At 66.1% G+C, this 22,819-nt stretch carries 17 protein-coding genes; 6 read left to right on the top strand and 11 right to left on the bottom strand.

Going from position 1 to position 22,819, the window contains the following annotated elements; all coding sequences use genetic code 11:
• Positions 1-7: 7 nt before the first annotated feature.
• From IEX33_RS00410 to IEX33_RS00385, 6 genes are all read right to left on the bottom strand, one after another.
• Positions 8-1,297: an ABC transporter substrate-binding protein gene (locus tag IEX33_RS00410; protein ID WP_188726840.1), complete on the bottom strand. Its 1,290-nt coding sequence runs from the start codon at positions 1,295-1,297 to the stop codon at positions 8-10.
• 137 nt (positions 1,298-1,434) lie between these two features.
• Positions 1,435-2,703, bottom strand: a complete 1,269-nt coding sequence (locus IEX33_RS00405) for an MFS transporter (RefSeq protein WP_188726838.1) — start codon at positions 2,701-2,703, stop codon at positions 1,435-1,437.
• A gap of 5 nt (positions 2,704-2,708) precedes the next feature.
• Positions 2,709-3,338, bottom strand: a complete 630-nt coding sequence (locus IEX33_RS00400; RefSeq protein ID WP_188726836.1) for a Poxvirus protein I5 — start codon at positions 3,336-3,338, stop codon at positions 2,709-2,711.
• Between the two features lie 19 nt (positions 3,339-3,357).
• On the bottom strand, positions 3,358-4,275 hold the full coding sequence (locus tag IEX33_RS00395) for a carbohydrate ABC transporter permease (RefSeq protein ID WP_104184688.1): 918 nt from the start codon (positions 4,273-4,275) through the stop codon (positions 3,358-3,360).
• Complete coding sequence (locus IEX33_RS00390; protein ID WP_188726834.1) at positions 4,272-5,225, bottom strand: carbohydrate ABC transporter permease; 954 nt, start codon at positions 5,223-5,225, stop codon at positions 4,272-4,274. The genes IEX33_RS00395 and IEX33_RS00390 overlap by 4 nt, the downstream gene beginning before the upstream one ends.
• A gap of 47 nt (positions 5,226-5,272) precedes the next feature.
• Complete coding sequence (locus IEX33_RS00385) at positions 5,273-6,565, bottom strand: ABC transporter substrate-binding protein (RefSeq protein ID WP_188726832.1); 1,293 nt, start codon at positions 6,563-6,565, stop codon at positions 5,273-5,275.
• A gap of 175 nt (positions 6,566-6,740) precedes the next feature.
• Between IEX33_RS00385 and IEX33_RS00380 the strand changes: the two genes are divergently transcribed.
• A complete protein-coding gene (locus tag IEX33_RS00380; protein ID WP_188726830.1) occupies positions 6,741-8,756 on the top strand; it encodes a beta-galactosidase in 2,016 nt (671 codons plus the stop codon).
• Between the two features lie 267 nt (positions 8,757-9,023).
• Complete coding sequence (locus IEX33_RS00375; RefSeq protein WP_377090602.1) at positions 9,024-10,808, top strand: HNH endonuclease; 1,785 nt, start codon at positions 9,024-9,026, stop codon at positions 10,806-10,808.
• 158 nt (positions 10,809-10,966) lie between these two features.
• Here IEX33_RS00375 and IEX33_RS00370 read toward each other — a convergent pair whose 3' ends face one another.
• From IEX33_RS00370 to IEX33_RS00360, 3 genes are all read right to left on the bottom strand, one after another.
• Entirely contained in the window at positions 10,967-12,325 is a 1,359-nt protein-coding gene (locus IEX33_RS00370; RefSeq protein ID WP_188726828.1) for an ABC transporter substrate-binding protein, read from the bottom strand.
• A 313-nt stretch (positions 12,326-12,638) separates the two neighbouring features.
• The gene (locus tag IEX33_RS00365) at positions 12,639-13,580 is read right to left on the bottom strand and encodes a carbohydrate ABC transporter permease (protein ID WP_102975962.1); all 942 of its coding nucleotides are present in this window, start codon (positions 13,578-13,580) and stop codon (positions 12,639-12,641) included.
• Positions 13,570-14,514, bottom strand: a complete 945-nt coding sequence (locus IEX33_RS00360; protein ID WP_188726826.1) for a carbohydrate ABC transporter permease — start codon at positions 14,512-14,514, stop codon at positions 13,570-13,572. Before IEX33_RS00360 ends, IEX33_RS00365 begins: the two co-directional genes overlap by 11 nt.
• 369 nt (positions 14,515-14,883) lie before the next feature.
• Between IEX33_RS00360 and IEX33_RS00355 the strand changes: the two genes are divergently transcribed.
• Genes IEX33_RS00355 through IEX33_RS00340 form a run of 4 tightly spaced genes read left to right on the top strand, consistent with a single transcriptional unit; the run spans position 14,884 to position 20,548 of the window.
• Complete coding sequence (locus tag IEX33_RS00355; protein ID WP_188726824.1) at positions 14,884-16,152, top strand: ABC transporter substrate-binding protein; 1,269 nt, start codon at positions 14,884-14,886, stop codon at positions 16,150-16,152.
• Positions 16,153-16,203: 51 nt separating this feature from the next.
• A complete protein-coding gene (locus IEX33_RS00350) occupies positions 16,204-17,373 on the top strand; it encodes an acetylxylan esterase (protein ID WP_188726822.1) in 1,170 nt (389 codons plus the stop codon).
• Positions 17,373-19,433, top strand: coding sequence for a DUF6807 family protein (locus tag IEX33_RS00345; RefSeq protein WP_188726820.1), 2,061 nt, complete (start codon positions 17,373-17,375; stop codon positions 19,431-19,433). The genes IEX33_RS00350 and IEX33_RS00345 overlap by 1 nt, the downstream gene beginning before the upstream one ends.
• A complete protein-coding gene (locus IEX33_RS00340) occupies positions 19,430-20,548 on the top strand; it encodes a M24 family metallopeptidase (RefSeq protein WP_188726818.1) in 1,119 nt (372 codons plus the stop codon). The genes IEX33_RS00345 and IEX33_RS00340 overlap by 4 nt, the downstream gene beginning before the upstream one ends.
• A gap of 175 nt (positions 20,549-20,723) precedes the next feature.
• On the opposite strand, the gene IEX33_RS00335 is transcribed toward IEX33_RS00340, so the two are convergent.
• Positions 20,724-21,050 (bottom strand): helix-turn-helix domain-containing protein, encoded by a 327-nt coding sequence (locus IEX33_RS00335; RefSeq protein ID WP_188726816.1) that lies wholly within the window; start codon positions 21,048-21,050, stop codon positions 20,724-20,726.
• 302 nt (positions 21,051-21,352) lie between these two features.
• A complete protein-coding gene (locus tag IEX33_RS00330; RefSeq protein ID WP_188726815.1) occupies positions 21,353-22,804 on the bottom strand; it encodes an aldehyde dehydrogenase (NADP(+)) in 1,452 nt (483 codons plus the stop codon).
• Positions 22,805-22,819 lie beyond the last annotated feature (15 nt).

Below are 22,819 nucleotides of genomic sequence, written 5' to 3'. Positions count from 1 at the left end.
CCACTGGTCAGAGAAGGGCGCTCTTTGCCTCTTCCATGGCCTTCTTTGCCGCGTCCTGCGGCGACAGGCGGCTGAAGTGGACCTCCAGCGAGTAGCGGCCCAGGACCTCCACCACGGCGGCGGACCCGGCGGGCGGCACCGGCACGGCCTCTCCGAGTTCGTCCGAGATTTCATCGATGAACTCTGCCGTCTTGGCGTCAGCAGGGCTCAGCTTGGCGGCTATGGCCTCCCGGATGTCCGAGTTGGCCGGGATGCCGCGGTCCGCCAGGCCGATCTCGCCGGCCACGGGGTTGTTGGTGACGAAGTCGATGAACTTTTGCGCTTCCACCGGGTGCTTTGTCCGGGAGCTGGCGGACCAGAACATGGACGACTTGTAGAACTGCCGGGCTTCGGACGCCTTGCCCTCCAGGCTCGGCGGGCGCCGGATCTCGAGGTCCTGCCCGGAGGCTTTGCTCAGGGCGCCCAGCTGGTTGGACCAGTACATGTTCATGGCAAACCTGTTGGTGGACAAGCCCTGCTGGTCAATGGAAGCGCTGGCGTCCTCGGTGATCACCGACGCCGGGGGCACTGCCTTGGAGTCGCGCATCTTCGCCTGGTACCCGTACCACTCGGCCAGGGCCGCCTCATCGAATCCCAGCTCCCCGTCCGGGGTGAACAGCGACTTGCCGTGCTGCCGGAACCACAGGTTGGCCGCGGCATCGCTGTTTACCTGGCCCGTCCCGTAGACGCCGTCCGGGCTGGCTGCCGTGATGGCCGCTGCGGTGTCGTTGAGGTCCTCCCAGGTCCAGGCCTCATCGTCAGGGAGGGCCACTCCGCTGGCCGAAACCAGCGAGGGGTTGGCCAGGACAACCATCGCGTTCACGCCACTGGTCACGGCGTACTGCTTGCCGTCCACCTTGCCGGAGTCCGCCACGGGCTGGTCGAACTTTGACAGGTCCACGTCCTTGAGCTCGAGCAGGGCGCCGCGCTCGGAATACTCACCCAGGTAGGCCGCGTCCATCTGGATGATGTCCGGGGCATCCTGCGAGGCCACCTGGGTGGCCAGCTTGTCCCAGTAGCCGGACCAGTCGCCGTACTCCCCTTCGACGTTGATGTTGGGATTCTCGGCTTCGAAGGCTTCAATCAGCTGTTCCGTCATCTTGTGCCGGGTATCCGAGCCCCACCAGCTGAACCGCAGGGTCACCGGCCCGTCCTGCTCGGCTTCCGGCGAGCTGCCACAGCCGGTGAGGACGAGCGAGAGGGCCGCCGCCGCGGCGGCGGCTTTGGGCAGCAGGGATTTCTGGGCGCGAAACATCATTGTTTGTCCTTTGGCGCGGGTTGCTGGGACCTGAAAGAAACCGGTTTCCCACAGCCTAGGTGTGAGCTGGCGCACGCGTCAAGGCTTCGGAGCACCCCCTTGCCGGGAAGCAGATATGCCCTTGGGATGGCCAGCTGTCAGGACTGGATGGCAACCGCCCTGCGCCCTTGCCGCCACAGCAACAGCCCAATAACAAGGGCGGAAAGCATGCCCAGCCCGCCGGTGGCCACCAGTCCGGTACGCACTCCGAACTGCTCCGTGAGCCAGCCCGCCAGGAGGCCTCCCAGTGCGTGCCCGCCCAGCAGGAGGGGAAGGTAGAGGGCCATCACGCGGCCGCGGATCTCCGGGCCGGCTTCGAGCTGGACGGCGGTGGCCGCGTTGGTGAGGAAGAGGAGGGTCATGAGCCCCACCACCACCAGCATCACCATGAACAGGGTAAGGGTGGGCATCAGGGCCGCCACCAGCTGGGACAGGCCGAAGAGCCCTGCAGTGGCCACAATGCCTTTCCGGCCCAGACTCCGCAGCCTGGCGGCCAGCAGTGCACCGGCCAGGGCCCCGATGGCGCTGACTGTGTTGAACAGGCCGAAGCCTTCGACGCCGTTGTGCCACACCCGTTCGGCGAAGGCGGCCAGCACCACAGGGCCGTTCATGCCGAACATTCCCAGGAGCCCGGCCAAGGCGATAATCAACAGCAGGGACGGCCGTTCCCGGACGTACCGGAACCCGGCCAGGAGCTGCCCGCGCCCCCGCGCCGCCCGGGTGCTGGAATGCAGCTCGGCAGGGCGGATGGCGGCGATGAGGCAGAGGACCAGCAGGCACAGCACGGAGTTCGCCGCGAACGCAGCAGCCGATCCTGCCTGGGCGATGACCACACCGCCCACGGCGGGACCCGCCATGGCTCCCAGCTGGCCGATGGCGTTGTTGAGGCCGATGGCCGGCCGGAGGTTGGCGTCGCCCACCACCTCGTTGACGAAGACCTGGCTGGCTGGCTGGTTGATGGCCGACGTGACGCCCAGCGCCACACAGCTGGCGTATACGGCCCAGACGGTAATGGTCCCGCTCGCCGCCCACGCCGCGAGGCCAAGGGCCAGGAGGGCGATAACGGCCTGGCACCACAGCATGATCCGGCGCTTGGGAAACATGTCCACCAGCAGCCCGCTCAGGGGTCCCACCACCAGCATCGGGAGGAACTGCAGGGCAACGGCCACCCCCACCGCGGCGGGGCTGCCGGTCAGCTGCAGCACGAGCCAGTCCTGCGCGAGCCGCTGCATCCACACGCCCACGCTGCCGGTGAACACCAGTGCCAGGAAGAGGCGGTAGTTGCGCTGCGTCAGGGGCTGGTACCAGGCCGGCTGGTTTGTACCGGCGCGGAGGGACTGCTTGGAACGCTGGCGGTTGAAGAGCACGTGCGTCAGGCGCGGGTGGAACGCAGTTTGACGGCCGCAGCCGCCAGGATCAGGGTGCCGGGAACCACGACGAAGAGGGCGGCCAGCATCCAGACGAACACCACGGTTCCAAAGAGCGCGGCAGCGAGCAGGAGGGACCCGCTCCAGTCCTTGAGGGACAGCGCCTGGCCGGCCTCGAGCGCTGAGCGCCAGGCGGCGCGGGCATCCGCGTGGGCGTCGGCGGCATCGGACCACGCTGCGGTGGTGCGCAGGAGCAGGATTGCCCCGGCGGCCGCGAGGATCAGGGTGGCCGGCAGGACCACTTCCCGGCCCGGGAGCTGCCCCACCCAAGCGAGCAAAAGGTTAAGGACAATCACGACGGCGGCTGCCGCCGTCGTGATTCCAAGCTTCCAGCTGCCTGGCAAGGCAGCCTTGAAGGTGCCCCAGAGGCCGCGGACGGAATCGTCCCTGCCCGAGAGGTGGCGCTCCAGATGGGCGATCCCCGCCGCATATGCGGCGGGGATCGTCACCAGCGGAAGGGACAGCACCAGCACCAGCACCCCTGCCAGCAGGGTCTCGGAGAACAGCGCGAAGCGGTTGACCGGGACGGGTTCGTGGTGGTTGGGGGCGGGTGTGGTGCTGTCCATGACGCTCATTTTCTGTCTCGTTTTTCCGTTAGCCCTTGAGGCCCTGGGTGGAGACGCCTTCAACGATGTACCGCTGGAACACCAGGAAGAAGATCAGCACCGGCAGCAGGGCCAGGACGGACATGGCGATCATGGCGCCGTAGTCCGAGGACTGGGTCTGGTCCACGAAGAGCCGCAGGGCCAGCGGCAAAGGGTACTTGTCCGGGGTGTTCAGGTAGAGCAGCGGGCCCAGGAAGTCGTTCCAGCTCCAGATGAAGGAGAAGATCGACGTCGAAATCAGGGCCGGCTTCATCAGCGGCAGCATGATGGAGGTGAAGATCCGGACGTGGCCGGCGCCGTCGATGCGTGCTGCTTCGTCCAGTTCGGCCGGGAGGTTGCGCATGAACTGGACCATGAGGAACACGAAGAACGCGTCGGCGGCGAGGAACTTGCCGATCAGCAGCGGCACGTAGGTGTCCACCAGGCCCAGCTGCTGGAACACGATGTACTGCGGAATGATCACCACATGGAAGGGCAGGAGCAGGGTTGCGATCATCATGCCGAAGAAGATGCTGCGGCCCGGGAACTTGATCCTGGCGAACGCGTACGCTGACACGGACGCCGAGAGGATGGTTCCCACCACGGCGCCGATGGCCAGGATGAGTGAGTTGGTGAAGAACTGCAGGGTGGACACCCCGCCGATGCCGTCCATGGCCGTGACAAAGTTGTCAAAGCTGAAGTTGTTGGACCAGAGCGAGGTGTTGGAGCCGCCAATTTCGGAGTTGGGTTTGAAGGCCGAGGCGATCATCCACAGGCCCGGGTACAGGACCACCGCCGTGAGGGCGAGGGCCACCAGGTGGAAGACGGTGCTCTTGGCGCGCTTGGTCCCGGCCGACTCAGACTTGGGGTTGTAGTGCGCCAGTTCTGCGTCCGGGAGGGACTGGGTGGGGGTTGCCGTGCTTGTCATTTTGCATCACCGCTGTAGTGGACCCAGGACTTGGACGTGCGGAAGAAGATCAGGGTGATGATGCCCACGACGATCACCAGGAGCCAGGCCATGGCCGAGGCGTAGCCCATCCGGAAGTCGCTGAAGCCCCGCAGGTACAGGTAAAGGGTGTAGAAAAGGGTGGATCCGGCAGGGCCGCCTTCACCGTTGGAGATGATGTACGCCGAGGCGAAGATCTGGAACGCGTGGATCGTTTCCATCAGCAGGTTGAAGAAGATCACCGGGGAGAGCATGGGCCAGGTGATGTTGAAGAACTTCCGGATCGGGCCGGCGCCGTCCATGGACGCCGCTTCGTACAGGTCCGCCGGGATTTGCTTCAGGCCGGCGAGGAAGATCACCATCGGGGCGCCGAACTGCCACACGGTCAGCAGGATGAACATGGGCATGGTCATGGCCGGGTTGCCCACCCAGCCGCCCAGGTTGATCCCAAAGAAGGACAGGCCCTGGTCCACCGGGCCGGCATCGCCGAACATGGCTTTCCAGACGATCGCGATGGAGACTGACGCGCCGATCAGGGACGGGGCGTAGAACGCGGAGCGGTAGAAGCCCTGGCCTCGGCGCTTGCTGTTCAGCAGCATGGCCACTGCCAGTGCGGCCGCGAGCTTGAGTGGTGTACCGAAGACCACGTAGGAGACCGTTACGCCCACCGACTGCAGGAAGCGTTCGTCCTGGAAGAGGGTGGTGTAGTTGTCCAGGCCGATCCACTTGGGCGGCTCGAACAGGTTGTAGTTGGTGAAGGAGAGGTAGAGCGAGGAAATCATGGGCCCAACAGTGAGGGCGATGAATCCCAGCAGCCAGGGCAGCAGGAAGGTGTAGCCGGCGCGGGCATCCGCCCCCCGCTGCCGCGACTTGCGCGGCAGCGAGGGGGCGGACGACGACGAGCGCCTGCTCAGTGTTGGGCTTTGAGTCACGAGTTCATTCCGTCAGTCATGAACGCTTTAGCAGGCAAGGAGCCTGATCAGGCGTTCTGCTTGATGAGGTCTTCGGCTTCCTTGAACCATGCGTCGGCGGCGCCGTCGACAGTCAGCTTGCCGTAGTTGAGGTCCGAGGCAACACGCTTGAAGGACGCCTCGAGCGTGCCGAAGCCCACAATGGGCGGCTCCGGGGCGTCCTTGAGGTACTGCTCGATGGACTTCTCGTAATCGACCACGAGCTTGTCCGTACCTTCGAAGGTGGTCCCGTCGCGCTGGGTCTTGGACGCCGGAACACCGCGGGAGGTCTTGAAGATCTGGCCTACCTCGGGGTCGTTGACCATGAAGTCGATGAACCGGGCGGCAGCGTCTTTGTACTTGGTCTTGGCGCTGGCCACCATCAGCATGGAGGGCTTCAGGAACAGGCCCAGGTTGTCCGGGTCATCCGAGGGGACCGGCGCAAGCTTGAGTTCCGTGGCGCCGCTGTCCGCAAGGTAGCCGGCCATGAAGTTGTCCCAGGTGACCTCGGTGGCGGTGACGTTGGAGCCGAACGGGGACTTGGGGGCGAGCTGGGTGACGCGCTCTTCGGAAACGATGGCCGGGGTGCCGCGCAGTGCAGCAGTCTGGTTCCACCACTTCTTCATATCGTCCTTGGTGAAGCCGAGCTTGCCGTCCTCGGTGAAGGCCTCGATATTGTTCTGCCGCAGCCAGATGTTGAACATCCACCAGACACCGGTGTAATCCGTGCCGCCAAAGATTTCACCGTTGCTCTTGGCGCCCACCTCGGCCAGGAAGTCGTTGAATTCCTTGTAGGTCCACGTTCCGTCAGGCTCCGCGATGCCCAGGGACGCCAGCTTGGCGGGGTCGTAGTACACGGCGAAGGCGTTGGTGCTGGTGGGGATGCCGTAGGTCTTGCCACGGATCTGGCCCGAGGGCAGGAGGGACTTCTCGAACGCGTCCGTGTTGATGTTCACGGTGCCCAGGTCCAGGAGCTGGTTACGCTGGCCGTAATCGCGCAGGTAGGACAGGTCCCACTGCATCACGTCCGGCAGCCCGCCGCCGGCGGCCTCGGTGGCGCGCTTCTGCCAGTAGCCGGCGAAGTCGGTGAAGTTGCCGTTGACCTTGATGTCCGGGTTCTTCTCCTCGAACAGCGCGATCGCCTTGCGGGTGCGCTCGGCGCGGTCGTCGTTACCCCACCAGGTGTAGTTGATGGTAACCGGGTTCTCCGCGGAGCCCGTCTCTCCAGCGCTGGTGCTGGATCCCGTTCCACACGCAGCCAAAGCTGCGGCAGATGCGGTGCCGACGGCCACGGTGGTGAGGAAATGCCTTCTGTTGATCATGGGAGCCTCCTTGCTCAGTGTGTGCAATCCCCGATCTCACCTACAACGAAAGTAGTGAGCTGGCTTACACGGCTTCTGAAACGATACAATATCCTCAATCCAGAAAATGGGCAAGCGTTTTCCAAGCGGCTGGTTTTCACCGCGCATCCATCCACCCCGCAGACAAAGGAGTCCCATGACCAACCAGGCAACCCCAGGTACGGCCAGCGTTTGGAACAACATCGAGGGCATCGGTTTCGGTGGCGACTACAACCCGGAGCAGTGGCCGGTCAGCGTGAGGATGGAGGACCTGGAGCTGATGCAGGAAGCCGGCGTAAACTTCCTCAGCGTCGGTATCTTCTCGTGGGCACTGCTGGAGCCTGCTGAGGGCCAGTACGATTTCGGCTGGCTCGACGACGTCATGGACAACCTGCACGGCATCGGCGTCAAGGTGGCACTGGCCACCGCCACCGCCGCTCCCCCGGCGTGGCTGGTGCGGAAGCATCCGGAAATCTTGCCGGTCACGGCTGACGGAACCACGCTGGGACCGGGGTCACGGCGGCACTACACCCCGTCGTCGGCCGTTTACCGGAAGTACGCCGCCGGCATCACACGGGTGCTCGCGGAACGGTACAGGGACCACCCCGCCCTGGCGCTGTGGCACGTGGACAACGAACTGGGCTGCCACGTTTCGGAGTTCTACGGCGAGGAAGACGCCGCCGCGTTCCGCCTGTGGCTCGAGCGGCGGTACGGAACCATCGATGCGCTCAACGCCGCCTGGGGCACAGCCTTCTGGTCGCAGCACTACGGCTCCTTTGAGGAGATCGTTCCTCCCGGCGTCGCACCCTCCACGCTGAACCCCGGCCAGCAGCTGGACTTCCAGCGCTTCAACTCCTGGGCGCTGATGGACTACTACCGCAGCCTGGTTGCCGTCCTCCGGGAAGTCACCCCCGCAGTCCCCTGCACCACCAACCTGATGGCTTCCAGCGCCACCAAGTCCATGGACTACTTCAGCTGGGCCAAGGACCTGGACGTCATTGCCAACGACCACTACCTGGTGGCCGCAGATCCTGAACGGCATATCGAACTCGCGTTCAGCGCGGACCTCACCCGGGGCATCGCGGGAGGTGACCCGTGGATCCTGATGGAGCATTCGACGTCGGCCGTTAACTGGCAGCCGCGCAACCAGCCCAAGATGCCCGGCGAAATGCTGCGGAACTCGCTGGCGCATGTGGCACGCGGAGCGGACGCGGTGATGTTCTTCCAGTGGCGGCAGAGCTTTGCGGGCTCGGAGAAGTTCCACTCGGCCATGGTTCCGCACGGCGGCCGGGACACTCGCGTATGGCGCGAGGTGGTGGACCTGGGAGCTGCACTCCAGCTGCTGGCACCGGTCCGCGGTTCGCGGGTCGAGTCGCGCGCGGCCATCGTGTTCGACTACGAGGCCTGGTGGGCCAGCGAAATCGATTCCAAACCGAGCATCGACGTGCGGTACCTGGACCTGCTGCGGGCCTTCCACCGGTCACTGTTCCTGCGGGGCGTCTCCGTGGACATGGTGCATCCGTCGGCGTCGCTGGACGGCTACGATCTTGTCCTCGTGTGCACGCTGTACTCCGTGACTGATGAGGCTGCCGCCAACATTGCCGCTGCCGCTTCCGGCGGGGCCACCGTCCTTGTCAGCTACTTCAGCGGGATTACTGATGAGAAGGACCACGTGCGGCTGGGCGGCTACCCGGGGGCATTCCGCGAACTCCTGGGCGTAAGCGTTGAGGAATTCCACCCGCTGCTGGCCGGATCGCAGCTGAAGCTGAGCGACGGCACGGTGTCCTCCATCTGGAGCGAGCACGTGCACCTTGCCGGCGCGGAGGCACTCCAGACGTTCACCGGGTACCCGCTGGAGGGCGTTCCCTCCCTGACCCGGCGGGCAGTGGGAACCGGCGCCGCGTGGTACCTGGGCACGTTCCCCGACCGTGACGGCATCGAGTCCCTGGTGGACCGGCTGCTGGCGGAATCAGAGGTCTCCCCCGTTGCCGGGGCCGACGCGGGAGTGGAACTGACCCGCCGGCGCTCGGCCGACGGCGGCAGCTTCCTGTTTGCCATCAACCACACCCGGGCCGCGGCAGCAGTGCGGGCATCCGGCACGGATGTGCTCTCCGGCGAACGGTTCACCGGCACCGTGGAGGCCGGCGGCGTTGCGGTGATCGCGGAGGACTGAGTCTCCGGTTCGGGGGCGACGCACGATGGTGCGACGCCCCCACGCCCCCGACCACCCCGCCCGGGATGCACCCGGGATGCGCCCTTTACCACGCGGGTCTAGACGACGGCGGTACCTCCCTCGGCCTCCGACTCGCCCCTTTTCCTTGCCTAGCGGCGAGGGCAAAGGCGCGCCGTTCCCGACTTTCCTGAGCCGCCAGGCTGAGCCTTTTCCACATACAGTTCTTGGCAGCCGGCTGATGTCAGACCCTGCTGGAAGACTTTGTTTATGGAAGCGGTTCAGGGGCTGGGAGGGGCACTGCCACCAGCGCAGGTTGCGGGAATCCCCGCTGCGCCTGCGGCCGCCACGCGCCTTGTCTCCGCGGTGCCGCCGTTTCCTGGTGTCCTGTCCGTGGCTGACGTCTCGCGCTCCCTGTCTTCGGTTCCGGTTGCGGCTGACGGCCCCGGGATGATTGACCAGCTGCGGGAGCTTGAGGACCTGAAATCGCTGGCGGCTGCGAAACAGGCCCGGATCGCTGTGGCTTTTGATCTCTCCCAGCGGCGGGAGCAGGCCGCCGCCGGTGTCCCGGCCAGGGAGCAGGGCGCCGGTGTTGCCGCGCAGGTCGCGTTGGCACGCCGGGAGTCCCCGGCCCGCGGCGGCCGGCTCCTGGGCCTGGCCAAAGCCCTCACCACCGAGATGCCCCACACCCTGGCCGCCCTGGAGTCCGGGGAGCTGAACGAATGGCGCGCCACCCTCATCGTGAAGGAAACAGCGTGCCTGTCCGCCGAAGACCGGTGCGCGGTGGACGAGGAACTCGCCGCCGACACCGGCACCCTGGCCGGGGCCGGTTCCCTGGCAGGGGCCGGGGACCGGGCCATCATTGCCGCGGTCCGGGCTGCCGCGTACCGGCGCGACCCGCACTCGGTGGCCAAACGCGCCAGTCATGCGGTGAACGACCGGACCGTGACGCTTCGCCCGGCGCCGGACACCATGGCCCGCCTGACCGCCCTGCTGCAGGTCGCGCAGGGCGTCGCCGTGTACGCCGCCCTCACCCGCCACGCCGACACCGCCCGGGCAAACGGTGATGAACGCTCCAGGGGCGCGGCCATGGCCGATGAACTGGTGCAGCTCATCACTGGCGCCCGGGCCGGGATCAGCAGCATCGAAGTCCAGCTGGTCATGACCGACCGCACCCTCTTCCAAGGCGACAGCGAACCCGCACGGCTCGCAGGCTACGGCATCGTCCCCGCCCACTGGGCACGGCAAACAATCCTCGGGCAGCCAGAACGCCCGGGCGCGGGACCAGCGGACAGCGCCATGACAGCAGCGGCGAGAGGGACAGCAGCGGCCGGGAAGACGGCGGCAGGCCTAGCCGGTGGTGCGGTGGCTGAGGGAGCAAGAGCGGACAGCGCCGGTGCTCCTGAGACGGACGTCAGGGCTGGCAGCGACATTGATGTTTGGCTCCGCCGGGTCTTCACAGCCCCCGGCACCGGCGAACTCCTCGCGATTGATTCGAAAGCCCGGCTCTTCCCTTCCGGGCTCCGCCGGTTCCTCCAGGTCCGCGACGACACCTGCCGCACCCCCTACTGCGACGCGCCCATCCGCCACCACGACCACATCATCCCCTGGCACCAGGACGGGCCCACCGCCAGCACCAACGGCCAAGGCCTCTGCGAAGCCTGCAACCACACCAAGGAAACACCCGGATTCTCAGCCACACCGGTCCCTGGACCACGACACACGGTGGAACTGAAAACCCCCACCGGCCACACCTACCACTCCACCGCGCCTCCGCTACCCGGCACACCGCTGACGAGCCAGGGGCTGGCCGGGATGCACCCTTCGGGCCCACCAGCCGGTACTGCAAGTACCTCCGCCACGGGCACAGCACTCAACATGGCTCTGCTGACCAGCGCGGGCCCGTCCCGCGGCGACCCCGAACCCACCACGCGAGGAACGGCAGGGTGTCCCAGCCCAAAGAAGCACGGCGTCCAGATCCTCGGCCGCGTTGTTCCGTACCGACCCCTGGCTGTACAGCGCCGGCCCAAGGCCGTACCGGCTGCACCGCCGTAGTCATGCCGCCGCAGATTTAACCCCCACAGCCTTAAACAGCTCCGTCCCGGAAGGAACCCGAGGTTCCTTCCGGGACGGAGCTGCCACCCGCCGTCGGACGCTGGGAGTGGAGGAGGCGTCCACCCAAGCTGTCCGGAGCCGTGTTGGCGGTGTGAGGACTAACCGCTGATTGCCGACTTCATCTCGTCGTGGGCCTTCTTGCCTGCTTCGTCCGTGGAGAGCCGCTCGAAGAGAACCTCGGAGGTGTACCGCTTGATGATTTCCTGGATTGCGCCGGCGCCCTTCGGCGGCGGAGCGGGTGCCTCGCCGAGTTCATCCTTGATCTGGTCGATGAACTTGACCACCTTGACGTCGGCCGGGGTCAGCTTGGACTCGATGGCCGCGCGGACCTCTGAGTTCGGGTAGACACCGCGGTCTGCCAGGAGGGCCTCGCCTGCCTTGACGTTGTTGGCCAGGAAGTCGATGAACTTGGCGGTCTCCTCGGGGTGCTTTGTGCGTGAGGAGGCGGACCAGAACTGCGAAGCCTTGTACCAAAGCCCTGCATCAGCGGAGGACCCGGTCTTCGTTGGGAACCGCAGGATCTCGAGATCGCTGCCGGAAGCCTTTTCCAAAGCCGGTGCCTGGTTGGACCACCAGAAGGCCATCGCATTCTTGCCGGTGGCGAGTCCGCTCTGGTCCAGGGGGGCAGCCTCGGCTTCAATCACCTCGGAGGCCGTGGGAACTGCCTTGTTCTCGCTGAGCTGCTTCAGGAACGCCCACCATTCGGAAATGTCACTGGGCTCGAAACCCAGCTTGCCGTCGGAGGTGTACAGCGACTTGCCGTTCTGGCGGAGCCAGACACCCAGGGATGCCTCGTCCGTGCCGTAGGCGGCGGCACCATAAGTGCCCTGCGGGGACTTGGCCGTGATCTCGGAAGCGATCTTCTCGAAGTCCTCCCAGGTCCACGTGGAGTCGTCCGGCATCGCAACACCTGCGGCCTCGAACACCGCGGGGTTGGCCAGGATGGTGGCCGCGTTAATACCGGCCGCGATGCCGGTCAGGCCGTCCTCGCCCTTGCCCGCGTTCAGCGCCGCCTCATCAAGCTTGGAGGTGTCGATCTCGTACTTGGACAGGTCAAGCAGGGCGCCGCGGCTGGAATATTCGGTAATGTACTTTTCGTCCATCTGGATGATGTCCGGGGCGTCGTTGGCGGCAACCTGGGTGGCCAGCTTGTCCCAGTAGCCGCTCCAGTCGCCGAACTCCGGCTTGATCTTGATGTCCGGGTTTTCAGCCTCGAACTGCTTGATGGCTTCCTGGGTCAGCTGGGCACGCTTGTCGCCGCCCCACCAGGAGAACCGCAGCTCAACGGGGCCATCGGCGTTCTGCGGGGAGGATCCTCCGCCGCAGGCACTGAGGGCCATCACGACGGCGGCGGCCGCCGCGACCACGCCCGTCTTGCGGATGCGGCGTGCTGCGCCGGGGGAACGCGACTCTGCCGGTTGCCGGGCAGCAGACGCAGGGCGGGAAAAAAGCTGCACTGGTAACTCCGATCTTCTTTGATCTAGGTGCTGGGGACTAACGCACTGTGGAACAGGGACGAAACGCGAAAGCGCTTTCTAGGTGTAATAGTACAAGTAGGTGACTTGTACTACAAGATGTTTGACCAATAGTTCTGGCGGGCAAATTCCTGCGGAAAACATTACAGCCCGGCGCGGTCATGGACGGCACGTTCCGGCGCGGCACAGTCTTCAAGCAGCAGGCCTCTGGACGGCCGAACGGCCCGCCACAAGGACGGGCCGTTCGGTTGGTGCAGGCCTGCTGGCCGGCAGCGCATGAGTGCAGGAGCTGGATCTACTTGATGCCGGTGGTCGCGATTCCCTTGATGAGGAAGCGCTGGCCGAAGAGGAACACCAGGAAGACCGGCAGGAGCGAGACGATGGACATCGCGAACAGCGATCCCCAGCTCGTGGCTGACTGCGAGTCGACGAAGGCCCTCAGCGCCACCGGAACGGTGAACATGTCCGGGTCCGTCAGGTAGATCAGGGCGCCGAAGAAGTCGTTCCAGGTCCAGATGAACGTGAAGATGGTGGTGGTGGCCAGTGCCGGCACCATCAGCGGCAGGATGACCCGCAGGAAGATGCGCGGGTGGCCTGCACCATCGATCCTCGCAGCCTCATCGAGCTCCCGCGGAATACCGCGGATGAACTGCACCATCAGGAAGACGAAGAACGCTTCGGTGGCCAGCAGCTTGGGCACGATCAGCGGCCAGAAGGTGTTAACCCAGCCGATCTGCGAGAACAGGATGTACTGCGGAACGATCACCACGTGGAACGGCAGCATGATGGTCAGCAGCATGATGCCGAACAGCAGCTTCTTGGCAGTGAACTGCAGCCGCGCAAAGGCGTAGGCCGCCATGGAGCAGGAGATCAGGTTGCCCAGGATGGAGCCGATGACCACAATCGCCGAGTTGATCATGTAATGGCCGAAGGGGTGGGTCAGGGCGGACCAGCCGGAGGTGTAGTTGCTCATCTCCAGGCTGTTGAGCCAGAGCCCCGGTTCGCGGAAGATCAGCTCGTTGGGGCGAAGCGATGAAACAACCATCCAGAGCAGCGGGTAGATCATCAGTCCGCCGGCAAGGATGAGGATGCCGTGCTTCATCAGGGATTTTCCGCGCTGGGCCCGGCTGAACGCCAGGGTGCCGCGGGACTCGCGGGGCTTGCGGTGGTTCGTAGGCTTGCCGGCGCCTCCGGACTTCTTGTCCGGGGTGGGCAGCGTCTCCAGCTTAGTCGTCATAGAAAACCCAATACTTAGAAGCGATGAAGTTGATGGCGGTGAATACGCCGATGATCACCAGCAGGACCCATGCCATGGCTGACGCGTAGCCCATGTCGAACTGACCGAAGCCCTTTTGGTAGAGGTACAGCGTGAAGAACATCGTGGAGTCCGAGGGGCCGCCGTTGCCGCCCGAGACGATGAACGCCTGGGTGAACGACTGGAAGGATCCGATGATCTGCAGGACCAGGTTGAAGAAGATGATCGGGCTCAGCATCGGCAGGGTGATCCGCCAGAACTGCTGGAGGGTGGTGGCCCCGTCAACCCGCGCTGCCTCGTAATACATGTGCGGGATCTGCCGGAGGCCGGCCAGGAAGATGATCATGGGGGCGCCGAAGGTCCAGACGTGGAGCAGGATGATGGAGCCGAGCGCCGTGCTGGGGTCTGAAATCCATCCCGGACCCTGGATGCCGAACATCGCCAGGACCTGGTTCACCAGGCCCGTGGCGCCGAAGATCTGCTTCCAGAGGATGGCGACTGCCACCGATCCGCCCAGGAGGGACGGCAGGTAGAACACCGAGCGGTAGAACGGCAGGCCGCGCAGGCCCTTGTCCAGGACCAGGGCGATCAGGAGCGCTACGGCAAGCTGGAGCGGCACACCGACGAACACGTAGGTAAAGGTCACGCCGAGCGAGTTGTGCAGGCGTGCATCATCGAGCATCCGGGTAAAGTTCTCCAGCCCTACCCATTCCGGCGGCTGGAGCAGGTTGTAGTCCGTGAAGGACAGGTACAGGGACATGATCATGGGGCCGAAGGTGATGGCGACGAGGCCCACCAGCCACGGCAGCAGGAAGATATACGCTGCCTTGTTGTCCCGGCCGTTGGCCTTCTTCTCTGCGGCGGTGGCTTTGCCCTTCCGCCGGGTGATGGAGCTGAGTTCGCTGATGGCGCTCACTGTTGCCGTCCCGTTCGTGTCATCAGGCCCGCTGCTGCCGGCATTCCAGCCGGGCGCAGCGCCCTGGGTATGTGCTTAGCGGCCATGTGGTCTCCTTTGGTCATCGTGGCCTCCACGTTTTTGGTATCGCCTGGGCGATAGGTGCGCTCCCGGGGCCGAGGGGGTGGCCGCCGGAGTCCCGGCGGGTTCCCACCGTTGCGGGAGGTGCGGATTGAAAAAGCGGCTCCGTACCAAAGTAAACGGTTTCTTGACTCCTGTATAGCCCTTTGTTAGTTTTTGAGAAAACGCTTTCTGTTATACAGGTCACTACGAATAGAACCACAACATATAAGGGGCAGGACAATGCGGTTACGTCTCAGGAAATCAGTCATGGGGGTTGCGGGTGCAACAGCTGCCCTCGCCATGGTACTAACGGGTTGCGGCAGCAACGCAGAGGCCGGGAAAGTCGGGACGGTCGAGGATCCCGTCACCATCCGTTTCGCCTGGTGGGGCAACGATTCCCGTGCCAAAACCACCCTAGAGGTCATCAAGGACTTCGAGGCCGCGAACCCCACCATCAAGGTGCAGGGCGAGAACACCGAGTTCAGCTCCTACTGGGACAAGATGGCCACCCAGATCGCCGGCGGGACCACCCCGGACGTCTTCGCCATGAGCGGCGCCTACCCCAGCGAATACGCCAGCCGGGGCGTGCTGCTGGACCTGGACGAGGTCAAGGACCAGATCGACACCTCCAAGTTCGCCGAAGGCACGGTGGACCTGGGCAAGATTGATGGCAAGCAGTACACCCTCACCGCAGGCGTGAACTCCATGTCCATGGTGATCGACCCCAAGGTCTTCGAGGCAGCGGGCGTTGAGCTGCCGGACGACGAAACCTGGACCTGGGACGATTACGCGCAGATCGCCGCTGACATCACCAAGAACTCCCCGGCGGGAACCTTCGGCACCACCCCCATGTCCAACGACTCCTTCCTGGCGGTATGGGCACGCCAGAGCGGCGAGGAGCTCTACACCGACGACGGCAAGAAGCTGGGCATCAGCGAGGACACTGCCACCGAGTGGTTCGAGCTCAACAAGAAGCTCATGGACACCGGCGGCGCCCCGTCCGCTTCGCAGACCGTGGAGGACGGCTCTGCCCAGCCCGAAATGACGCTCATGGGCCAGGGCAAGCAGGGCATGAAGATCTCCTGGAGCAACCAGATGAACTCCTACTCCGGCTCACCGCTGGTCATGATGAAGATGCCGGGCGAAAGCAAGACGCCCGGCGCGTGGCTGCGCTCCTCCATGGAGTACGCCCTCTCCTCCAAGTCCGCGCACCCCAAGGAAGCCGCCCTCTTCATCGATTACCTGGTAAACAACGTGGACGCTGCCACCAAGATCAAGAGTGACCGCGGCATGCCGGCCAACACCGAGCTCAAGGCGGCCATCACTCCACTCCTGAAGGAATCCCAGCAGAAGGAAGCGGAGTACCTGGACCGCATCGCGGAGATGGACATCGAGCCGCCGCTGCCGTTCCCCGCAGGTTCCTCGGCCACCATGGAGGTCCTGAACAGGTTCAATACGGATGTCCTGTTCGGCAAGATCTCACCACGGGATGCGGCCAAGGGCTTCATCCAGGAAGTTAACTCGAACCTGGGCTGACCGCCGGCTGGTTCAGCCATCACAACAACATCCCGAACAGGAGGCAGGCCAGTGACTGAAAGCACCGTGCCCGTCAGGCCCAGCGCCATCGCCGGCTACGAGGACTGGCCTGCCTACGTCAAGCATCACCCACGCCACCAGGCAGCCACGCCGGCTGCGCAGGAACTCGCGGACGCGCTCGGCGTTCCGGAAGTCCCTGCGCAGCCTGACGTGTCGCTCCAATGGGAGGAAACGCACGACGGCGTCACCACCTCCCAGCTCAGCTGGCAGCTGGGCTTCGGCCCCCGGACTACCGGCTGGCTGGTCCGCCCGGCCGGCCGTTCCGGGCCCCTGCCCGGCGTCCTTGCGCTGCACTGCCACGGCGGCAACAAATTCGGCGGGGCGGACCGGCTGGTGGAACTCCCGGAGCAGCACCCGTCGGCGGAGGCCGCCCAGGCCGGCCACTACGACGGCCGCGCCCTTGCCACGGACGTGGCACGGAGGGGTTTCGCAGTCCTCGCCCACGACGCCTTCGCCTGGGGCAGCCGCCGCTTCGATCTTTCCGTCCCGCCCTGGCGGACGGCCTCGGCGCTGGAGGCGAGGCAGGCACAGTGGCGGGAGGACGGCGTCGTGCCTTCCGATGCCGACGTCTACAACGCCGCCGCAGGTTTCCACGAAGAGACCGTGGCCAAGACGGCCGGCCTGCTGGGCACCAGCCTGGCAGGCATGGTGGCCCACGACGACCTGGCCGCCTTGGAGGTCCTCGCGCGGCTGCCGGAGGTGGACCAGGACCGGCTGGGCTGCATCGGGTTCTCCGGCGGCGGCGGCCGTTCCCTGGCCCTCGCGGCGCTGAGTCCCCGCATCAAAACCTACGTCGTGACCTGCATGATGACCACGTTCCAGTCACTGCTGCCCTCCTACCTGGACGCCCACTCGTGGCTGCTGCAGACCCCCGGCCTCTGGAAGCTGGATGACTGGCCGAAGCTCACGGCCAGGGCGGAAGCCGAAAGGCTGCTGGTGCAGTACGCCCTGGCGGACCAGCTCTTCCCCGAAGACGGCATGCGTGACGCCCACCGGATACTGAAGTCGCTGCACCGGCCCGGGGCCTACACCGGAACCTTCTGGCCGGGCGGTCACGTGTTTACCGCCGGCATGCAACAGGAAGCGCTCGGCTTCCTGTCCGCCGCGCTCGGTGCCAATGAACCCCAAACCCTTCCCCTCAGCTACCAAGGACCCTCCTGATGATTGATCAATCCGCCACCGCGGAACGCGTAAGCCACTCCGGGGGAAGCGCCGTCCCGGCAGCCGTTCCGCGCATCGCCCTGGTGGGCGTGCACGGCTTCGGTGAACGGCACCTTGCCAACCTCGCCAGGCTCGAAGCAGCCGGCACCCTGGAACTGGTCGCCGTCGCGGATCCCAATCCCCCGGCTCCGGGACGCCTGGCGGAATCCGTAGCCGTCTTCGGCGACCTTGCCCAGCTGCTGGCAGCGGACCCGGGCGTCGACGTCGTCATCCTCGCCACGCCCATCCAAACGCACGCTCCGCTGGCCCTCGCGGCGCTGGCAGCGGGCAAGGACGTGTACGTGGAAAAACCGCCGGTGGCCTCGCTCGGCCAGTTCCGGGATGTACTCGCCGCTGCCGACGCCGCAGGACGGCTGGTCCAGGTGGGATTCCAAAGCCTGGGGTCGCACGCGCTGCCGGCTATCCGCACCCTCGTGGGATCCGGCGGCATCGGCGACGTCCTGGGCCTGAGCGCCACGGGGCAGTGGGTGCGGAACAGGGCCTACTTCAAACGCTCCCGCTGGGCCGGAAAGCGCAGCCTGGACGGTATCGACGTTGTGGACGGCGTGGCAACCAACGCCCTTGCCCATGCGGTAGCCACGGGCCTCCACCTGGCCGGCGCCCACACAATGGCCGACGTCGAATCAGTGGAGACGGACCTGTACCGGGCGCATGACACTGAAAGTGACGACACCTCCATCATCCGCGTCCGCACCACAAGCGGCTCCACGCTGCTGTGCGGACTGACGCTGTGCGCGCCGGAACAGCAGCGGCCTTCCGTGACGGTGCACGGCACCCGCGGTGAGATCACGCTCTTCTACACCGAGGACGAGGTGGTCCTCAGCACCCCCGACGGCGAGCAACGCGAGACATTCGGCCGGACCGACCTGCTGGAGAACCTGCTGGATGCCCGCTCCAACGGGGCGCCGTTGCTGTGCGCCCTGCCGGACACCGGCGCCTTCACCACGGTGCTGGAAGCCATCCGGACAGCGCCCGCGCCGCACCCCATCAACCCCGGGCACATCGGGTGGGAGGGCGAAGGCGACGACGCCCATCCGGTGGTCCAGGACATCGCCGCCGTGATCGAAAGGGCAGTCAAAGCCCAGGCCACCTTCGCGGAACTCGGAGTGCCGTGGGCCCGGAAACTGCCGCCGGTCCGCGCCCTCCTCCTGGACGGCAAGGCCGTTGCGGAGTACCAGGACGGCAGCCGGATCCGGGCAGTGTCCTCGCCGCGGCCCTACCTGCACCCCATCCGGACCCTCGCGGGCACCGTGGTGACGGACCACCAGCCGCTGGACCATGTGTGGCACCTCGGAGCCGGCGTGGCGCTCCAGGACGTGGACGGCACCAACTTCTGGGGCGGGCGCACCTACACGCGCGACGCCGGGCAGTACGTCTGGCGCCCGGATCACGGCAGCATCGCTGCCACGGACACCCAGGTCGAAGACACGGCTGCGCAGACGGGCGGCGCGGCCGGCCGGCTGCGGGAGACCCTGAGCTGGAACGGGCCGGACGGCGTCCCGGTCCTTCACGAGGACCGCACCTGGGAATGGTCCGGCGTCGGCTCCTCCGCGTGGCGCCTGTCCCTGGATTTTGCCCTCTCCCCCGCCGGCAACCGGCCGGTCAGCCTGGGCAGCCCCGGTTCCAACGGCCGGTTTGAAGGCGGCTACGGCGGGTTCTTCTGGCGCCTGCCCGCCTGCGCTGACGCCACCGTGTGGACGCCGTCCGGTGCCGGCGAACCAGAGGTGCACGGTTCAGTAACGCCGTGGCTGGCCTGGGCAGGAACGTTCGACGGCGGCAGCGCCACCCTCGTGTTCGTGGCCGCCGGAGGTTTCACCGATCCGTGGTTCGTCCGGGTGGACGGCTACCCGGGGGTGGGCCAGTCGCTGGCCTGGGACAGCCCGGTCATCGCCAAACCGGGAGCCCCCGTGCAGCGCAGCATCACCGTTTTTGTGGCCGACGGCATCCTGGGCACAACCGACATCGAAGCTCTCATCAACCAGCAGGGGAACCGTTCATGACCCAGACAACAGCCGACGCTTCCTTGCTCTCGGGCAGGGCGGCCCCCGCCTCCGCGGAGGACCGTGCCATCAAACGCCAGCGGGTGCTGGACATTCTCGACGCAAAGGGCCAGGAGTCACTGCTGCTGACCACTCACACCGCCCTGACCTGGTACCTGGACGGCAGCCGGGTGCACATCAGCCTGGCCGGCGACCCCATCGCTGCTGTGCTGGTGGACCGCGGGGGCGACCACCTGGTCACGTTCAACAACGAGGCCGGACGCATTGAGGCCGAGGAACTGCCGTCCGGCGTCACCCTGCACTCTGTGCCTTGGTACGGCAACCTGCATGAGGCCGCCTCCGCCGTCGGACTTCCCGGGACGAACGCCGTGCCGGTAGCCGAAGCGGACGTCGCCGCCGAGCTGCGCGCGGCCCGCCAGCACCTGCTTCCCAACGAGAGCACGCGGTACGCCAGCCTCAGCGCCGAGGTTGCAGCGTTGATAACGGACGTGTTGTCCACCGCCCGGCCGGAAACCACCGAGTTCGAGCTGGTCTCCGCCCTCGCTGCGCGGGTTGTTGCCGCGGGCGCGGAGCCGCTGGTCCTGCTGTGCAACGGCAGCAGCCGGAGCAGCTTCCGGCACCCGCTGGCCACCCACTCGCCGCTGGGACGCCGCGCCATGGCTGTGGTGTGCGCGCGCAGGGACGGCATGGTGGCCAACATCACCCGCTGGGTGAGGTTCGACGCCGGCACTGCGGAAGAGCGCGACGCCGAGGCACGGATCGCAGCGGTGGAGGCGGACATCTTCGACGCCACTGTCCCGGGCGCCCGGCTGGACCGGATCTTTGCCGAGATCAAGGCTGCCTACGCCCGCCATGGCTTCGGCGCGGACCAGTGGGAGCAGCACCACCAGGGCGGGCCGGCCGGCTACGCGGGCCGGGATCCCCGCGTCACCGCCTCCGCCACGGACACGGTGGTCCCGGGCCAGGCCTTCACCTGGAATCCGTCCGGGCCCGGCGTCAAGATCGAGGACACCGTCCAGCTCACCGAGTCCGGCCTGCAGGTCCTCACCGCCGACCCCCGCTGGCCCTCCGCCACGGTGAACGGCCTCCAGCGCCCGGCAACCCTTCAGCTGTAGGCCAAACGCTCTCTCAGATCCTGCAGCAAAACCAGAAACGCTCTCTCAGTTGGCGCCGCACTTCCGGCACCAACTGGGAGAGCGTTTCGGGTAGAGCAACATCAAGAACTGGTCCCCGATAGTTGGACTGGCTTAATGGGATTCTAGGGCGCGAGGGAAACGACAGCCTGGACCTTCAGCGTCGTCCCTGATCCCTCAAGGCTCGCAGTTTTCCCAAGTACGCCACCTCCGCGCGGAGCCGCTCATTCTCCCGGCGTAACCGTTCCAGTTCAGGTAACTCCGCCGGTGGAGGTGGAGCCGAGGACTTCGCAGGCCTGCCTTTGGCCTTGGGACGTAATGCTTCAGCACCGTCACGGCGATACGCCCGGACCCACTCTTGCAGCACCTGACGCGAGGACAAACCGGCCTCCGCAGCCAGGTCCGGGCCGGTCTCGCCCGCGAGGAACCGTTCCACTAACGCCAGCTTGAACTCAAACGAGTACGACTTCGCCGGTTTGCTCACCAGCACTCCTTGCCCATGAATCCTCTACCGCCCATACAGTGCCCTGACCGGCACCCAAGGCGTCTCAAGCAAACGAGCCGCAGCCCGATACCCAACGCCCTTCCCAAACCACGCTACCGCCGCCTCGCGCTGGACCTCAGACAAAGAACTAATAGCACGCATAAAACTGCTCCCCGGAAGTCGCAACTGAATTTCTCAGTCCAACTTCCGGGGAGCAGTTCACAAGTGAGAGAGCGTTTCGGTTAAAGCAACATCAACTGGGAGAGCGTTTCGGTTAGAGCAACATCAAGTGAGAGAGCGTGTCAGGGGAGGCGGAGTTCCCCGTCCACCCGGCGCGGGATGCCCAGGGGGTTGCTTTCGTGCAGGGCCGGGTGCAGGACCGTCTCTGGCGCATCCTGGTAGGCAACAGGACGCTGGAAGCGGCGGACCGCCGTCGCGCCGACCGAGGTGAACAGCGACGTGGTGGCCGGGTACGGGCCCCCGTGCTGCTGGGCCCAGTTGACGGCCACACCGGTGGGCCAGCCGTCGAAGAGGACGCGGCCGGCCAGCTCGGACAGTTGGTCCACAAGAGCGGACACGTCCTCGCCCGGCTGGGCGTGCACGGTGGCGGTGAGGCTGCCCGGCACCTTGGCCAGGACCGCGGACAGCTCCTCCTGGCCCGAGTACTCGATCAGCATGGTGGTGGGGCCAAAGCACTCTTCCAGCAGTTCCTCGGGGCGCTCCAGGACCTTTGCCGCCGAGGTGGAAAACACCACGGGTGCGGCGCCGTCGGACACAGCGTCCTGGTCCACGGTCCCGCTGACCACATCCACGCCGTCCACGGACGCGAAGCTGCGCAGGCCGTCCGGGTAGGCCTCTGCAATCCGGCTGGTGAGCATGCCCAGGGCAGGCTTGTCCTTGCTGGCCGCCGCCACTTTCGCGGCAAAGTCTGTTCCAGCGGGGATGAAGACGAGTCCGGGCTTGGTGCAGAACTGTCCGGCGCCCAGGGTGAAGGATCCCGCCAGGCCTTCCGCGAGCTGCCCGGCACGCTCTGCCAGGGCGGAGCCAGTCACCACCACCGGGTTCAGGCTGCCCAGTTCGCCGTAGAACGGGATGGGGTCCGGACGGGACGTGGCAAGGTCAAAGAGGGCACGGCCGCCGGGGATGGAGCCGGTGAAGCCCACCGCTTTGATAGCAGGATCCTGGACCAGAGCGGTTCCCACCTCGCGGCCGCTCACCAGGGCGAACAGGCCTTCCGGAGCACCGGCTGCGCGCAGTGCTTCGGTGACGATTTCCGCCGTCCGCTCAGAAAGGCGGAGGTGGCCCGAGTGGGCTTTGACGATCACGGAGCAGCCCACGGCCAGGGCCGAGGCAGTGTCGCCGCCGGCCACCGAGAAGGCGAACGGGAAGTTGGAGGCGGAGAAGACCGCAACCGGTCCGATGGGCCGCAGGATGCGCCGCAGGTCCGGCTTGGGCGGCGTGGAGGCGGGGTCCGCGTGGTCGATCACGGCTTCCAGGTAGGAGCCCTCGGTGATGACGCGCGCGAACAGGCGCAGCTGGCCGGTTGTCCGGGCCACTTCGCCGGTGAGGCGGGCTGCGCCGAGGCTGGTCTCGGAATCGGCAATCTCCACCAGTTCGGCGGCGTTCGCGTCCAGGGCGTCCGCCACGGCCGTGAGCCAGGCCGCGCGGTCAGCATCCGATGAAGCTGCAGAAATTTTGGCGGCCTGGGTGGCGGCAGCCGTGAGCTCGGACAGGGAAAGGGTTGCAGTTGTCACTTGGGGTACCTGTTC

The sequence above is a fragment of the Pseudarthrobacter scleromae genome (assembly GCF_014644515.1).
In the GTDB taxonomy this organism is placed as follows: Bacteria; Actinomycetota; Actinomycetes; order Actinomycetales; family Micrococcaceae; genus Arthrobacter; species Arthrobacter scleromae.
Note: the sequence above shows the minus strand (reverse complement) of the source record. Positions and strands in the feature narration are given on the sequence as shown.

Coding starts and splice junctions, on each gene's coding strand:
- IEX33_RS00410 (WP_188726840.1), bottom strand. CDS start 1,297: ATGATGTTTCGCGCCCAGAAATCCCTGCTGCCCAAAGCCGCCGCCGCG.
- IEX33_RS00400 (WP_188726836.1), bottom strand. CDS start 3,338: ATGAGCGTCATGGACAGCACCACACCCGCCCCCAACCACCACGAACCC.
- IEX33_RS00395 (WP_104184688.1), bottom strand. CDS start 4,275: ATGACAAGCACGGCAACCCCCACCCAGTCCCTCCCGGACGCAGAACTG.
- IEX33_RS00385 (WP_188726832.1), bottom strand. CDS start 6,565: ATGATCAACAGAAGGCATTTCCTCACCACCGTGGCCGTCGGCACCGCA.
- IEX33_RS00380 (WP_188726830.1), top strand. CDS start 6,741: ATGACCAACCAGGCAACCCCAGGTACGGCCAGCGTTTGGAACAACATC.
- IEX33_RS00375 (WP_377090602.1), top strand. CDS start 9,024: ATGGAAGCGGTTCAGGGGCTGGGAGGGGCACTGCCACCAGCGCAGGTT.
- IEX33_RS00365 (WP_102975962.1), bottom strand. CDS start 13,580: ATGACGACTAAGCTGGAGACGCTGCCCACCCCGGACAAGAAGTCCGGA.
- IEX33_RS00355 (WP_188726824.1), top strand. CDS start 14,884: ATGGGGGTTGCGGGTGCAACAGCTGCCCTCGCCATGGTACTAACGGGT.
- IEX33_RS00345 (WP_188726820.1), top strand. CDS start 17,373: ATGATTGATCAATCCGCCACCGCGGAACGCGTAAGCCACTCCGGGGGA.
- IEX33_RS00340 (WP_188726818.1), top strand. CDS start 19,430: ATGACCCAGACAACAGCCGACGCTTCCTTGCTCTCGGGCAGGGCGGCC.